The organism is Pseudomonas sp. PHC1, assembly GCF_046487845.1.
Taxonomy (GTDB): Bacteria; Pseudomonadota; Gammaproteobacteria; order Pseudomonadales; family Pseudomonadaceae; genus Aquipseudomonas; species Aquipseudomonas sputi.
This window is the reverse complement of sequence record NZ_JBJXHJ010000012.1, coordinates 144,906-160,313: the sequence shown is the minus strand read 5'-3', so window position 1 is coordinate 160,313 and position 15,408 is coordinate 144,906. Positions and strand designations below refer to the sequence as shown.

Genomic DNA, 15,408 nt, shown 5'->3' with positions numbered 1-15,408 from the left:
CTGGAGCGGGAAACGAGACTCGAACTCGCGACCCCGACCTTGGCAAGGTCGTGCTCTACCAACTGAGCTATTCCCGCTTGGTGTGGCGCATTCTATAGATTCCAGATGCCCCGTCAACCCTTTGATTCAAAAAAGTTTTATTTCTTTTCAACATCGGTCTTCAGATGTGGCCAGGCAGCGCGAAGGTATTGAACCATCGACCACAGGGTCAGGCCTGCAGAGACCATCAGCAACGCATAACCGGTGAGAACCCAGAAACTGAAAGCCTTGGGGTTCGCCAGGAGGATTACCAGTGCAAGCATCTGCGCAGCCGTTTTCCACTTGCCCAGATTAGATACAGCTACATGAGCCCGGGCACCAAGTTCAGCCATCCACTCACGCAATGCAGAAACTACGATCTCGCGACCAATGATGACAGCCGCCGGCAGTGTGAGCCAAAGGTTGCCATGCTCTTGCACCAGCAACACCAGGGCAACAGCAACCATCAATTTGTCAGCGACAGGATCCAGAAACGCACCAAACGGCGTGCTTTGCTCCAGGCGTCGCGCGAGATAGCCGTCCAGCCAGTCCGTTGCCGCCGCAAAGGCGAATACCGAACTTGAGGCCAGATAGCTCCATTGGTAAGGCAGATAGAACAGCAGAATGAAGATCGGGATGAGCAGGACGCGGAGAACGGTAATCAGATTAGGGATATTCATCGGCACAACTGGCTACGAGGTGAATGGGCATTCTACTCACTATGCAGGTTTGCATAAATCGACTCTGCTAGCTTTTTGCTGATCCCCGGTGCTTTGGCGATCTCTTCGATGCTTGCACGAGACAGCTCCTGCAATCCACCAAAATGTTTCAACAAATCCCGACGCCGGGTCGGCCCTACGCCCGCTACACCCTCCAGCGTTGACGTACGGCGGGTCTTGCCGCGCCGTGCGCGGTGGCCGGTGATCGCAAAGCGGTGGGCCTCGTCACGAATCTGCTGGATCAGATGCAGTGCCGGCGAGTCCCCCCGCAAGGTAAACTCGTTTGCCGCATCATTCAGATACAAAGTCTCGAACCCCGCCTTGCGCGTGGCCCCCTTCGCGACCCCCAGCAGAATAAGATCCGGAACAGCCAGTTCGTTGAGCACATCACGCGCCATCGATAACTGCCCCTTGCCGCCGTCCACCAACAGGATGTCCGGCAACTTGCCCTCGCCCTCCTTCAGCTTGCTGAAGCGTCGGGTCAGGGCCTGATGCATGGCGGCGTAATCATCGCCCGCGGTCACGCCTTCGATGTTATAGCGGCGATAATCCGATTTGATCGCTCCTTCCGGGCCGAACACTACGCAGGAAGCCACCGTGGCCTCACCGCTGGAGTGGCTGATGTCATAGCATTCGAGCCGCTGCGGCGGTTCATCGAGGTTCAACACTTCAGCCAGTGCTTCAAAACGTGCGGCGACGTGTTGACGGTTGGCCAGCCTTGCGCCAAGTGCCTGTTCGGCATTCGTCACGGCCAATTGCTGCCAGCGCGCCCGCGTACCGCGCACCCGATGGCTGATGGTCAGCTCGCGTCCGCGCAGCGTGTGAATGGCCTCGATCAAGGCAGGAAAGTCTTCGTGCACGACATTGACGATCAACTCGCTCGGCAAGTCGCGCTCCGGACTGCTGATGAAGTATTGCCCCAGAAACGCAGCCATGACTTCGGCTACGTCTTCTTCGATCCCGACCTGGGGGAAGAAATTCTTGCTGCCAAGCACTCGCCCTCCCCGCACGCTGATCAGGTGGACACAGGCACCGCCCGGGTTGACGAACGCGGCGATCACATCGATATCACCCGTTCCGCCTTCCATGCTCTGCTGATCCTGCACTCGCCGCAGCAAGGCAATCTGGTCGCGCAGTTCGGCGGCACGTTCGAATTCGAGATTGATCGCAGCCTCTTCCATGGCCGTCGACAATTCATTGGTCAGCGCATGACTGCGCCCTTCGAGGAACATCACCGAGTGACGCACATCCTCGGCGTATACCTCAGGCTCGACCAGCCCGACACAAGGCGCCTTGCAACGTTTGATCTGATATTGCAGGCATGGCCGGGTCCGGTTTTTGTAGTAGCTGTCCTCGCACTGACGCACGAAGAACGTCTTCTGCAGAAGGCTGAGACTTTCGCGAATCGCCCCGGCACTCGGGTAGGGACCAAAATATTTACCCTTGGCCTTTTTAGCCCCGCGATGAATGCTCAGACGCGGGAATTGCCCGTCAGACAAGAAGACATAGGGATAGGATTTATCGTCGCGCAACAGGATGTTGTACGGCGGCCGCCACTCCTTGATCAGCGTTTGCTCAAGCAGCAACGCCTCTGTCTCGTTGGACGTGATGGTGGTTTCGACCTGAGCGATACGCCCGACCAGAGCCGCGGTTTTCGGCGCCAGGCCGGTCTTGCGAAAGTAACTGGCCAGACGCTTCTTGAGGTTCTTGGCCTTGCCTACGTACAACAGACGCGCATCGCTGTCGAACATGCGATACACGCCGGGGCGCCCGCTGACGGTCGATAAAAAGGCGCCCGAATCGAATACTTCAGTCATGGTCAGAGGCTGGCATCAACCATGCCGTGACGGACCGCCAGAAGCGTCAGTTCGACATCGCTGCTGATCGAGAGCTTCTCGAAAATGCGGTAACGGTAGGTATTCACGGTTTTCGGCGACAGGCATAACTTGTCGGAAATGATCTGAACCTTCTGACAGCCGACAATCATCAACGCAATCTGGATCTCCCGTTCCGACAACGCATCGAACGGTGAGTCGTTGGTCGGCTGAAAGGACTTGATTGCCAATTGTTGGGCAATCTGCGGACTGATATAGCGCTGACCGGCAAACACCAGGCGAATGGCCTGAACCATTTCCGGCAACCCGGCGCCCTTGGTCAGATACCCCGCCGCACCGGCCTGCAACAAACGTGTAGGAAACGGATCCTCCTCACACACGGTGACCGCGACCACTTTGATGTCGGGATGGCTTCGCAACAGTTTGCGCGTGGCTTCGAGGCCACCGATGCCCGGCATCTTGACGTCCATCAGCACCACGTCGGGCTTCAACTCACGAGCCTTGATGAGGGATTCTTCCCCGGACTCGGCCTGACCTACCACCTGCAAGCCATCGATATCGGCCAGCATCCGTGTAATGCCTGTACGAACGAGATCGTGGTCGTCGACCACTAGCACCCTAATCAAGCAGACACCTCGCGATATGGTCTTATTGGGATGCCGGACACCTTAGCAAAAAGTGCGGGGCAGACCTAGCGGCAAGCAACATATAAAAAGTTTCAATTCTTCATCGAGGGCTTGCCAGCCGTGGGTTTCAGAGCACAGGTGTACTGAAGTCGAGCTGCATTCGCAGGAAATACTCGTCCTCGCCCTGCACAAACATTCCCTTTCTTCGATACAGATTTTGCGCCGGATTGTTTTTGAACACCGTCAGGCGCAACGCCGGGCGTCGCTCCAGTCGAGCCATCGCAACAACCTGATCGATCGCCCAGGATCCCGCACCCTGGCCTTGAGCGCATTCGACAATCTGCAATTCGCGGATATACAAGGCCCGAGCATCACGGCTCAGACTGAAATAACCCAACAATTCGTCTTCACGCAGGATCAACCAGTTTTCGCGCCCGGCCCAAGCGACATCGAACGCCTCGTCCTGCCACAGCAAGTCATAGTGAATGTAGTAACGGAGCATGTTTCGGCAAGTCAGCTCTCGCACAAACGACAGGTCGGCAGACGTTGCCTGACGCAATTTAAAGCCCATCTCTGCCTCGATCTTCTTCAAATCCATGCCCTTCTCTGAAAGCAGGTTCACAAAGCAGAGTGTGTCACACCCTGGCGAGCGCTCAACCCATAGAGCCCCACCTGCCACTCCGATAGCATTTTCTGATTGCTGACGCGCAGCAGCCTCTAGTAAGCTCGGCGCATTCATCGGAGACAGCTCATGTTCAACACCCTTTCACAGCTTCGTACCGCCGGCGCCCCGCGCTCGGTTGCGTCTGCCTGGGTGAACGGCGTCTGTGCTGCTCCAGCAAACTTTTATTTTGGGTATTGGTTTAGCCACTGGCGCGCCTGATACCCACACGGCGCCCATTTGAACGGGTCGCCTACCAGAGATTTCTCAACCCCCGGTCGGCCTCCCGACCGGGGGTTTTGTTTTTTCAGGCCCGATTTTTTCTCAGCAACACACCAGACACTTTGAGGACTCATTCAATGAACTACGCCACTTATTACCGTTACGACAGTTTTACCGCCTGGCGATTTACCAACCTCCGCTCGGGACAACCTGCCGCCTCCGATCGGTCACCCACAGGTGGCAAGCCAACACACGTAGCCAATCCGGCCAATTGTCGAACACCCCAGCAGGGCTGAATGAGCGGGAAGCCCCCGCCATCCGCCCAGGAATACCGAATATGAACTCGTCCGTTTCTGCTCTGCCACTGTCCACCCTGAACCCTGCCAACGAAGCACTGACCCTGCGGCTGCCAAGTTCGCTGCAACTCAAGCAGCAACTGCCGCTCAGCAATGCACTGAGCAATCAAATCATTGCCCACCGCCAGGCCGTCCGAGCGATTCTCAATGGTGAAGATCAACGCCTCTTGGTGATCGTCGGCCCCTGCTCGATACACGACCCCGAGTCCGCACTTGAATACGCCGGGAAACTCGCACAATTGGCCAGCGAAGTCCGTCAGGACATGTTGCTTGTCATGCGCGCCTACGTTGAAAAGCCGCGCACCACCGTAGGCTGGAAAGGCCTGGCCTACGACCCTCATCTCGACGGCAGCGACGACATGGCTGCAGGCCTGACACTATCGCGCGAACTGATGCTGGAAATGATCCGCCTCGGGCTGCCGGTTGCCACTGAACTGCTGCAACCCATGGCCGCCGGATACTTCGACGACTTGCTGAGCTGGGTCGCCATTGGTGCCCGCACCACTGAATCACAGATCCATCGGGAAATGGCCAGCGGGCTTGGCATGCCGGTCGGCTTCAAGAATGGAACCGATGGTGGTGTCGCCATTGCCGTCGATGCGATGCGTTCGGCAGCTCATCCTCATCGCCATTTCGGCGTGGACAGCCAGGGCCATCCGGCAATCATCCCGACTCTCGGCAACCCGGATACGCATCTGGTGCTGCGGGGCGGACATCAGGGCCCGAACTATGACCGTGAAAGCGTTGCCAGGATAAACAGCGAATTGAACCGACTGAAAATCCCGAGCCGGATAATGGTCGACTGTAGCCACGCCAACAGCGGCAAGGACCCGCTTCGCCAGCCCGACGTGTTCAATCATGTGCTGGAGCAGCGCTTGCAAGGCGACCGTTCGCTGATCGGCATGATGCTTGAATCGCACCTGTTCGAAGGATGCCAACCCCTGAGCGAGTCGCTTCGCTACGGCGTTTCGGTTACCGATGGATGCCTCGGGTTCGAGGCTACGAAACAATTGTTGCTGGACGCCACACACCGTCTGCGAAAACAGACATCGGCCTGATGATGAGCACCGCCCTTCGCCGAGTTTCAATGGAGGGCGGGCTACTTCGGCATCGGTGGGTCAAGCCTGAACACGCACCAGGGTCACCCCGGATTCCTGACTGACATCATCCAGCCGCTCAACCGAGTAGGACAACCGTACAACAGTGTTCGCATGCTCGCGCCAGAACCGGTAAGGCACGATAAAGACCAAAGGCTGCATGGCCATCCCTTCGATGATTTCCCGGTCGTCCCTATGGAAGAACGATTCGCCGTCGCACTTGAGATAAACCAGCTCGCCCTCCTCCACCTGCGCATCACTTATCATCACGCTGATGCCATCGGCAGCGTCCTGCATATCAAGCACGCCGTCCTCCGCTTCAAGCACCCGGGGTGCCGGTAGCTCGCCTCGTGTCAACGGAGCAATGCTGACCCGCGTAACGCCTGACTCACGAACGGCTCCGCTTTTCTGCTCGACACGGTAGCGGACCGACACCTCGCCGCCTGAATGCGGGGCGATGAATTCGGGCGCGACACCGAACACAAGGGGCTGACCGACAGCAAAGAATTCAACGATCAGGTTGTCTCGAAACGACGCCTGCGGTGAAGGCCCCTGCCAGATCAACTCCACCCGGTCGCCTGGCCCCATCCCGGCATAGGGTTGAAGGATGGCGGTCGTTCCGTCGGGTACGCGAGCCGGATCGAGGCTGCCTCGGACGGCATCCTCAACGAGGACCGGTAACAGACTGTAGCGGACGTCTCCGACGTCCAGTTGTATGCGCGACGAAGAGACAGGCGCCGATCTGGAGACACTGTTCAATGTCCAGAAAACCTCCAGCGTGCCCCCGTCCAGCGCGGCAATGTGGACGTCCCGCACGATCAGAACGATGTCTTTGCCCAACTGCCTTTCACTGACAGATCTCGCAACCTCGTGGCGATACGGCAAGCCTTCCATATCGAGACCATGCCAGCTCAGTACGACCCTGTCCCCGCATGCCATTTCAGGCCAGGGCGCAATCCGCACGACAACCTTGCTCAATGACGGGTCAACGACAGCGCCGACTATCGAGTCCAGTGTGGGCGCCGGCAACGGCAAAGCCCCTGCGCCCTCCCGACACAGTCGGAACGACTGAAGGCTGTCATCTTCCCTCCATGTGTCCTTTTCTTGCAGGTCTTGCAGGACCGTTGCTTGTACATCATTCATCAGTCGCCTCTCCATTCCCTGGAAATGACACGTCGCCTGAGCGCTGCGTCGAAGAGCCTCTATTTAAACCGCTTAACCCTCAATCGGATGTCAGCTCCTCACCGCTCAAGCCATGGCCAAACGCACTAAAGGAAGTAGGCAAAAAGGGGGAAAGTACTTTCGATGAGGTGGGAGCTGTCTGAATGTTCCGAAGTGGAGTTCATGCAGAAGTGAACATTCATACACGCATTGATCCAGTTTCCAACACATGATGGCGATTCTTCAGGCATCCCAAGGCGCACGACTGTTTTAGAGTGACACGCAGAAAACATCGACGATCATCTGCGATCAAGGACGAAAAATGCTACTAAATGCGACAACCAATCATCCCATTCTTTTGGTGCATGGCCTGTTCGGATTCGAGCGCATTGGCCCGTTCGAACTGTTCCACGACGTCAAGCAGGCGCTCAAGGCTGCCGGCGCGCAGGTGTTTGTGCCTCATCTGTCGGCCATCCATGACAATGAAATTCGCGGGGAGCAACTGCTCTTGCAAATCGACACGGTGCTGAGAGGCACAGGCGCGACCAAAGTCAACCTGATCGGTCACAGTCAAGGCGCACTCGCAGCACGCTATGCTGCAGCGCTAGCCCCACACAACGTTGCATCCGTTACGTCGGTCAGCGGGCCAAATCACGGTTCGGAACTGGCGGACTTTCTGCGCAAGGCGCTGGTACCTGGAAGACTGCCGGAGGTCGTGGCACAGAATGTAGCGACCCGGTTCGCCGATTTTCTGTCCCTGCTCAGCGGGCAGAAGGCATTGCCGCACCGCGCACTGGCGGCGCTGGGGGCCTTGACGACGGAGGGCGTCGGCAACTTCAATGACAAATACCCGCAGGGTCTGCCCGAGGTCTGGGGCGGTCACGGTGCAGAATGGGTCAATGGCGTTCGCTATTTTTCGTGGAGCGGTGTCGTGCCGCAATTCGAAGGGCCGTCGCTCGACCCTGTCCAGAGCATCTGTCGCGCCCTCTCGGAATACTTTATTACAGAGCTCGCCCAGAACGACGGACTGGTCGGACGCTTCAGCTCTCACTTGGGCACCGTGATCCGCTCAGACTACTCCCTCGATCATTTGCACACTCTGCGGCGGGCCAGCGGACAACCTGCCATGGCTGACGACGCCATAAGTCTCTATGTCGAGCATGCCTTGCGCCTTCAGGCCGCTGATCTGTAGAGGTCACATCAGACGAGCGAACGGAACTTTGCCGAGAAATCGGCCACTGAATCCGGTAGGCTCCCCCCTTTACTGATTTGATTGGAGAGTGTTCCCATGGCTAAAGCCACTGCCCGCCACATCCTGGTTTCCAGCGAAGCCAAGTGCAACGAACTCAAGGCCCAGATCGAAGGTGGCGCCGATTTCGCCGAAGTGGCCAAGGCCAACTCCACCTGCCCGTCCAGCCGTCAGGGCGGCGATCTGGGTTCGTTCGGCCCTGGCCAGATGGTCAAGGAATTCGACACCGTGGTATTCAGCGCGCCGATCAACGTCGTGCAAGGCCCGGTCAAGACCCAGTTTGGCTACCACCTGCTGGAAGTCACCAGCCGTCAGGACTGATCCCTGCCCGACCTGCTGCGCAACGGCCCGCCTGATGGCGGGCCGTTTTGTTTCGGTTACACCACACCGCTGGCGAACCGCGCGCCGCTCGCGTACAAATTGCGCTTATCGATTACCCGGCTTTAAGGCTGACAATGCGACTGGCTTTCCCGACTTTGATGTTCACTGCCGTGACCCTGCTGCTTGGGATCACTGGTGTGGACGCCGCACCGCAGCACGCGATGACCGTCTATGGCGAACCGGCAAAGTACCCGCCCGGTTTCAGTCACTTCGATTACACCAACGCCCAGGCTCCCAAGGGCGGGACGATGCGCCGCTCGGCCATCGAGATCGGCCACTTCGACCATGTCCTGCCGTACATCGACAAAGGCATCGGCGTCAGCCAGATCGACGGCTTGCTGTATTCCCCGCTGGCCCAGCGCTCGCTCGACGAGCCCTACACCGTATACGGTCTGGTGGCGCAGAAAATGGAACGCTCGGAAGACGGTCTGTCCCTGCGCTTCTTCATCAACCCCAAGGCCCGCTTCGCCGATGGCAAACCGATCACCGCCGAAGACGTGCGTTATACCTATGATTTGCTGATGACCCAGGGCAGCCTGCGTTATCGCACCCAGTTCGCAGACGTCAAAGGCGTCGAAGTGGAAGCCCCGCTTACCGTACGCTTCGATTTCAAAAACAACGAAAACCGCACCCTGCCGCTGGACATCGCGACCCTGCCGGTATTTCCCGAACATTGGTGGAAGACCCGGGACTTCGCCGGCGGTGGCGGCTATGAACCGCCGCTGGGCAGCGGTCCGTATCGGGTGGGCAAAGTCGACTCAGGGCGCAGCATCACCTTTGAACGCAATCCCGACTGGTGGGGCAAGGACCTGCCGGTCAGCCGCGGCCTGTACAACTTCGACCATTTCAGCATCGAGTACTTTGGCGACACCGACGTCGCCCGCCAGGTCCTGCGCGGTGGCGCCTACGACTACAACCGTGAATTCTCCGCCACCGGCTATTCCATCGGTTATGACAGCCCGGCCCTGAGCGACGGTCGCCTGCAAAAGGCTCACTTGGCCACCGAAGCGCCGCAGTCGGCACAAGGCTTTGTGTTCAACCTGCAAAAGCCGATGTTCCAGGATCGCCGGGTACGCCAGGCGCTGGCCATGCTCTGGGATTTCGAATGGAGCAACCGGCAGATGATGCGCAACATGTACATCCGCCAGCAGAGTTACTTCTCCAACACTGATCTTGCCGCCCGACGGCTGCCGGATGCTGCCGAACTGAAGATACTCGAGCCCTTGCGCGGACAGATTCCCGACGAGGTGTTCACCCAGGTCTTCGAAGCGCCGAAAACCGATGGCAGCGGCATTATCCGCGACAAGCAACTGCAAGCGCTGGAGCTGCTGGAACAGGCCGGCTGGAAACCCGATGGCGACCAGTTGGTCAACGCCCAGGGCGAGCCGTTGAGCTTCACCTTCCTGGTCAGCCAGAACGGCATGGATCGCCTGCTGCTGCCGTACAAGCGCACCCTGAAACAGATCGGCATCAACCTCGACATCCGTCGCATCGACGCCTCGCAGTACGTCAACCGCCTGATGAGCCGCGACTACGACATGATCGTCACCGGTTACCCGGTCACCACCTCACCCGGCGGTGAACTGTTGAACTACTTCGGTTCTGCATCGGCCAACGACCCCGGTGCCAACAATTACATGGTGCTGAAGAACCCGGCGGTCGACACCTTGATCAACGGTCTGATCCGCGCCTCGACCCAGGCCGACATGCTGCGTTACGCCCATGCACTGGATCGGGTACTGCAATGGAACTACTACTGGATTCCCAACTATTACCCGCCGGGCACGTCGACCGTGTGGTGGAACCGCTTCGGCATTCCCACTGTGCAGGCAAGCAATGACGAAGCGATCGAGAGCTGGTGGGAAATCAGCCGTACGCCGCTGACCAACCAGCAAATGACGGCCGAGAAAATCAGCCGTGGCAGACCCGGAGGGCCGCACTGATGTGGGCTTACATACTGCGGCGCCTGCTGCTGATCATCCCGACGCTGGTGATTATTCTGCTGGTCAACTTCGTGATCATCCAGGCCGCGCCGGGTGGTCCGGTGGAACAGGCCATCGCCCACTTGCAAGGCATCGGCGGCGCCGGTGTCGGCGGCGGTGCGAGCGAGACCATGAGCGGCACCTCCCGCGCCAGTCGCGGCCTCGATCCGCAGCTGATCAAGGACATCGAAAAGCAGTACGGTTTCGACAAGCCGGCCCATGAACGCCTGTGGCTGATGCTCAAGAATTACGCGCAGCTGGACTTCGGCAAGAGTTTCTTTCGGGGCGCTACAGTCACCGACCTGATCCTGCAAAAAATGCCGGTCACCCTTTCCCTCGGGCTGTGGGCGACGTTGATCACTTATCTGGTGTCGATCCCGCTGGGCATTCGCAAGGCCGTGCACCACGGCAGCCATTTCGATATCTGGAGCAGCACGGCGATCATCATTGGCTACGCCATGCCGGCATTCCTGTTCGCGATGTTCCTGATCGTGGTGTTCGCCGGCGGCACATCGCTGAACTGGTTTCCGGTACGCGGGCTGGTGTCCGACAACTTCGAATCCCTGTCGACGCTGGGCAAGATCACCGACTACTTCTGGCACCTGGTGTTGCCGGTCACGGCGCTGGTGATCGGGGGTTTCGCCACCCTGACCATCCTCACCAAGAACTCGTTCCTCAATGAAATCACCCGGCAATACGTGGTCACCGCGCGCGCCAAAGGCCTGAGCGAAAACCGGGTGCTCTATGGACACGTGTTCCGTAACGCGATGCTGCTGGTGGTGTCGGGCATTCCCCAGGCGTTCATCAGCGTATTCTTCGCCGGTTCATTGCTGATCGAGGTGATCTTCTCCCTCGACGGCCTGGGGCGCATGAGTTACGAAGCGGCGGTGTCCCGTGACTATCCGGTGGTGTTCGGCTCGCTGTTCATCTTCACCCTGTTCGGCCTCCTGATAAAACTGATCGGCGACCTGTGCTACACCCTGGTCGACCCGCGTATCGACTTCGCCGCGAGGAATGCCTGATGTTCAAGCTCTCGCCTCTGGGCCGTCGCCGTTTCGAACGCTTCAAGAAAAACCGCCGGGGCTGGTGGTCACTGTGGCTGTTCATCGGCCTGTTCCTGCTCAGCCTCGGCGGCGAACTGATCGCCAACGACAAACCGCTGATGGTCAGCTATCAGGGCCAATGGTACTTCCCGGTGTTCAAGCGCCACACCGAACAGGAGTTCGGCGGGCAACTGCCGTTCCAGGCCGATTACCGCAGCGACTATGTGCAGAAACTGATCCGCAAGGACGGTGGCTGGCTGCTGTTTCCGCCAATCCCGTTCAGTGACGACACCCCGAACTACGACCTCGACAAACCGGCTCCGAGCCCGCCGACTTCGGTCAACTGGCTGGGCACCGACGATCAGGCGCGCGACGTGCTGGCTCGAGTGATTTTCGGCGCACGGGTGTCGATCCTGTTCGCCCTGATGCTGACCTTCGTCAGTGCCCTGATCGGCATCGCGGCCGGTGCCCTGCAGGGCTATTACGGGGGCTGGGTCGACCTGTTGGGCCAGCGCTTGCTGGAAGTCTGGTCGGGGTTGCCGGTGCTTTACCTGCTGATCATCCTGTCAGGCTTCGTCGAGCCGAACTTCTGGTGGCTGCTGGGGATCATGGCGCTGTTTTCCTGGCTGGCGCTGGTGGACGTGGTACGCGCCGAGTTTCTGCGCGGGCGCAACCTCGAGTACGTCAAGGCTGCGCGAGCCCTGGGCTTGAGCGATCGCAAAGTGATTGTCCGGCACATCCTGCCCAACGCGATGAACGCGACACTGAGCTACCTGCCCTTCATTCTGACCGGGGCGATTTCCACTTTGACCGCACTGGATTTCCTCGGCTTCGGCATGCCCGCCGGCAGCGCGTCGCTGGGCGAGCTGATCGGTCAGGGCAAACAGAACCTGCAGGCGCCGTGGCTCGGCTTGACCGCGTTTTTCACTTTGGCGCTGATTCTTTCCCTCTTGGTATTCATCGGCGAAGCGTTGCGCGATGCCTTTGACCCGCGTTCATGAACGGATCCTTGATATGTCTGACAACCTGATCGAAATCCGTGATCTCAGCGTCGCCTTCCATGGCCAGACCGTGGTGCGCAACCTGTGCCTGGACATCCGCCCCGGCGAATGCCTGGCACTGGTCGGCGAATCGGGTTCGGGCAAGTCGGTGACGGCCCACTCGATCCTGCAACTGCTCCCTGAGTGCGATGCCCGGACCACCGGCAGCATCCGTTACCGCGGCGAAGAACTGGTCGGCGCCGAACCCAAGACCCTGCGCGACCTGCGGGGCAACCGCATCGCCATGATTTTCCAGGAGCCGATGACCTCGCTCAATCCGTTGCACACGATTGAAAAGCAGATCGGCGAAACCCTGTTGCTGCACCGAGGCCTCGGCGGCAAAGAGGCTCAGGCGCGGATCCTCGAACTGCTCGAACTGGTCGGTATTCAGAAGCCCAAAGAACGGCTGAAGGCTTATCCGCATCAACTGTCCGGCGGCCAGCGGCAAAGGGTGATGATCGCCATGGCGCTGGCCTGCGAACCTGAACTGCTGATCGCCGACGAGCCCACCACGGCCCTCGATGTGACCGTACAGCGCAAGATCCTGTTATTGCTCAAGTCCCTGCAACGGCGCCTGGGCATGTCGCTGCTGCTGATCAGCCATGACCTCAATCTGGTGCGTAGCATCGCCCAACGTGTATGTGTGATGAAGGCCGGGGAAATCGTCGAGCAGGCGCCGTGCGAAACCCTGTTCACCGAACCGAAACACCCTTACAGCTGCGTGCTGCTCAACGCCGAACCGGAAGGCGAAGCGCTCCCGCGTGACGAACGCGAAAATGTGCTCGAAGTCGATGACCTGCGGGTTGATTTCACGGTCGGCGGCGGGTTGTTCCAGCGCAAGCAATACCTGCGTGCGGTGGACGGTATCAGCCTGAACATCCAGCGCGGCAAGACGCTGGGCATCGTCGGCGAGTCCGGTTCGGGCAAGTCGACGCTCGGCCAGGCGATCCTGCGCCTGCTCGACTCCAGGGGCAGCATTCGCTTCCAGGGCACGGCGCTCGACGGCCTCGACCAGAAACAAATGCGACCATGGCGCCGGCAGATGCAGGTGGTGTTCCAGGACCCGTTCGGCAGCCTCAGCCCACGCATGTCGGTGGCGCAAATCATCAGCGAGGGACTGGAAGTGCATTGCCAGTCCACCGCCGACGAGTGCGACGATCAGGTGATCCGCGTGCTCAAGGAAGTCGGGCTCGACCCGGAAAGCCGCCATCGCTATCCCCACGAGTTTTCCGGTGGCCAGCGGCAACGCATTGCCATCGCCCGGGCGCTGGTGCTCAAACCGGCGCTGATCCTGCTCGACGAGCCGACGTCGGCACTGGACCGCACGGTGCAGAAACAGGTGGTCGCCCTGCTCCGCCAGCTTCAGGAAAAACACGGCCTGACCTACCTGTTCATCAGTCACGACCTGGCCGTGGTACGCGCACTCGCACACGACATGATCGTGATCAAGGACGGCAAGGTGGTCGAAAGCGGCGCCAGCCATGACGTGTTCGATTCACCGCAGCATCCCTATACCAAAGAGCTGTTGGCCGCGGCGCATCCGGGATAGGCATAATCGCGCCACCTGACTTCCGCCGATGGACGCCGCCATGAACACCACCGAAAGCCTCAAGGATTACCAACGAGTTCGCACGCTGGCGATCCGTTCGTTGTTCGAGATCATCGAGCAATCCAGTGAAGGCACGGTGATTGTCGACCGCGATGCAAACATCGTCTGGATGAACGAGCGCTACGCCCGGCGTTTTGGTCTGGAGTCTGCGGCCGGGGCCATCGGCAAACCTTGCGAAAGCGTGATCCCTGGCAGCCTGCTGCGCGAAGTGGTGCGCACCGGTCGACCGATTCTGCTGGACATGCAGGACACCCCGAAAGAACCGCTGGTGGTCATGCGCCTGCCGATCCATGACGACGCCGGATCAGTGATCGGCGCCATCGGTTTTGCCCTGTTCGACGAACTGCGCACGCTGTCGCCGATGCTCAAACGCTACCTGAGCATGCAGGAAGAACTGGCTTCGACCCGTTCGCTGCTGCGCGCAAGGCAGACCAAGTACAACTTCGCCCACTTCATCGGCACCAGCGCTGCCAGCCTGGAAGTCAAACGCCGTGCCCGTCGCAGCGCCAGTGCCGAGTCGCCGGTTCTGTTGCTGGGCGAAACCGGCAGCGGCAAGGAATTGCTGGCGCAGGCCATCCACGGCGCTTCGCCCCGGGCGCACAAGGCGTTCGTCAGCATCAACAGCGCGGCGATTCCGGAAGCATTGCTCGAAGCCGAGTTCTTCGGCACCGCCCCGGGCGCCTTCACCGGCGCCGACCGCAAGGGCCGCACCGGCAAGTTGCAGATCGCTCAGGGCGGGACCTTGTTTCTCGACGAGATCGGCGACATGCCGCTGCCGCTGCAAAGCAAATTGCTGCGGGTATTGCAGGAAAAGGAGTTTGAACCCGTCGGCTCCAACGACGTGATCCAAAGTGATGTGCGGGTGATTGCTGCGACTTCGACGGATCTGGAGGCGGCGATCAAGCGCGGCGAGTTCCGCGCCGACCTGTACTACCGCCTCAACGTCCTGCCGATTCAGGTACCGCCGCTGCGGGAACGGCTGGACGATCTGCCGGCGCTCAGTGAGGCGATTCTCGAAGAGTTGCGCAGCCAGCATGAACTGAATCGCGAAGCGCTGGAGCTGCTGGGGCAGCATGCCTGGCCGGGGAATATCCGCGAGCTGCGCAATGTGCTGGAGCGGGCGGCATTGCTCAGTGATGACTTGATACTCACAGCGGATGACATTCGTGCCGCGATTGGCACGTTTACACCGGTTGAGCGAGCACTGGCGCCTTTGTCAGAGCCGACAACCAACGAGACCTTCAGCCAGGCCCGTGAGCGGTTTGATCGACAGTTGATTCAATCCACCCTTGCGCAATGCGGGGGCAAGGTGACTGAGGCGGCCGCGCGGCTGGGGCTTGGGCGCTCGACGCTTTACAAGAAAATGATTGCTCTCGGAATCGCAGAGTCTCCATAAAGAGACATCATTC

13 protein-coding genes and 1 tRNA gene are annotated in these 15,408 nt (G+C 59.5%); 8 read left to right on the top strand and 6 right to left on the bottom strand.

What is annotated here, in order from left to right; all coding sequences use genetic code 11:
- Nucleotide 1: 1 nt before the first annotated feature.
- The 5 genes from ACKJSM_RS17165 to ACKJSM_RS17145 all read right to left on the bottom strand — a co-directional run bounded on the left by ACKJSM_RS17165 (nt 2) and on the right by ACKJSM_RS17145 (nt 3,769).
- Nucleotides 2-77, bottom strand: a tRNA-Gly gene (locus ACKJSM_RS17165).
- 60 nt (nt 78-137) lie between these two features.
- Nucleotides 138-698 carry a CDP-diacylglycerol--glycerol-3-phosphate 3-phosphatidyltransferase gene (pgsA, locus tag ACKJSM_RS17160; RefSeq protein ID WP_236179059.1) on the bottom strand — a complete coding sequence of 187 codons (561 nt, stop codon included), beginning with the start codon at nt 696-698 and terminating at the stop codon, nt 138-140.
- Nucleotides 699-730: 32 nt separating this feature from the next.
- Complete coding sequence (uvrC, locus tag ACKJSM_RS17155) at nt 731-2,554, bottom strand: excinuclease ABC subunit UvrC (protein ID WP_236179058.1); 1,824 nt, start codon at nt 2,552-2,554, stop codon at nt 731-733.
- A 2-nt stretch (nt 2,555-2,556) separates the two neighbouring features.
- Nucleotides 2,557-3,198, bottom strand: coding sequence for a UvrY/SirA/GacA family response regulator transcription factor (uvrY, locus tag ACKJSM_RS17150; RefSeq protein WP_032829778.1), 642 nt, complete (start codon nt 3,196-3,198; stop codon nt 2,557-2,559).
- A gap of 127 nt (nt 3,199-3,325) precedes the next feature.
- The gene (locus ACKJSM_RS17145) at nt 3,326-3,769 is read right to left on the bottom strand and encodes a GNAT family N-acetyltransferase (protein WP_410238359.1); all 444 of its coding nucleotides are present in this window, start codon (nt 3,767-3,769) and stop codon (nt 3,326-3,328) included.
- Between the two features lie 649 nt (nt 3,770-4,418).
- Between ACKJSM_RS17145 and ACKJSM_RS17140 the strand changes: the two genes are divergently transcribed.
- Complete coding sequence (locus ACKJSM_RS17140; RefSeq protein ID WP_236179057.1) at nt 4,419-5,495, top strand: 3-deoxy-7-phosphoheptulonate synthase; 1,077 nt, start codon at nt 4,419-4,421, stop codon at nt 5,493-5,495.
- A gap of 60 nt (nt 5,496-5,555) precedes the next feature.
- On the opposite strand, the gene ACKJSM_RS17135 is transcribed toward ACKJSM_RS17140, so the two are convergent.
- Nucleotides 5,556-6,677: a hypothetical protein gene (locus ACKJSM_RS17135; RefSeq protein ID WP_410238358.1), complete on the bottom strand. Its 1,122-nt coding sequence runs from the start codon at nt 6,675-6,677 to the stop codon at nt 5,556-5,558.
- Between the two features lie 340 nt (nt 6,678-7,017).
- On the opposite strand from ACKJSM_RS17135, the gene ACKJSM_RS17130 reads away from it, so the two are divergent.
- From ACKJSM_RS17130 to ACKJSM_RS17100, 7 genes are all read left to right on the top strand, one after another.
- The gene (locus tag ACKJSM_RS17130) at nt 7,018-7,887 is read left to right on the top strand and encodes an esterase/lipase family protein (protein ID WP_410238357.1); all 870 of its coding nucleotides are present in this window, start codon (nt 7,018-7,020) and stop codon (nt 7,885-7,887) included.
- Between the two features lie 96 nt (nt 7,888-7,983).
- Nucleotides 7,984-8,265 carry a peptidylprolyl isomerase gene (locus tag ACKJSM_RS17125; RefSeq protein ID WP_007952068.1) on the top strand — a complete coding sequence of 94 codons (282 nt, stop codon included), beginning with the start codon at nt 7,984-7,986 and terminating at the stop codon, nt 8,263-8,265.
- Nucleotides 8,266-8,399: 134 nt separating this feature from the next.
- Nucleotides 8,400-10,268 (top strand): extracellular solute-binding protein, encoded by a 1,869-nt coding sequence (locus tag ACKJSM_RS17120; RefSeq protein WP_410238356.1) that lies wholly within the window; start codon nt 8,400-8,402, stop codon nt 10,266-10,268.
- A complete protein-coding gene (locus ACKJSM_RS17115; protein ID WP_236179053.1) occupies nt 10,268-11,329 on the top strand; it encodes a microcin C ABC transporter permease YejB in 1,062 nt (353 codons plus the stop codon). Before ACKJSM_RS17120 ends, ACKJSM_RS17115 begins: the two co-directional genes overlap by 1 nt.
- On the top strand, nt 11,329-12,351 hold the full coding sequence (locus ACKJSM_RS17110; protein ID WP_236179052.1) for an ABC transporter permease: 1,023 nt from the start codon (nt 11,329-11,331) through the stop codon (nt 12,349-12,351). Before ACKJSM_RS17115 ends, ACKJSM_RS17110 begins: the two co-directional genes overlap by 1 nt.
- 13 nt (nt 12,352-12,364) lie before the next feature.
- A complete protein-coding gene (locus ACKJSM_RS17105; protein ID WP_410238355.1) occupies nt 12,365-13,939 on the top strand; it encodes an ABC transporter ATP-binding protein in 1,575 nt (524 codons plus the stop codon).
- A gap of 40 nt (nt 13,940-13,979) precedes the next feature.
- Nucleotides 13,980-15,395 carry a sigma-54 interaction domain-containing protein gene (locus ACKJSM_RS17100; protein ID WP_410238354.1) on the top strand — a complete coding sequence of 472 codons (1,416 nt, stop codon included), beginning with the start codon at nt 13,980-13,982 and terminating at the stop codon, nt 15,393-15,395.
- Nucleotides 15,396-15,408: the final 13 nt, after the last annotated feature.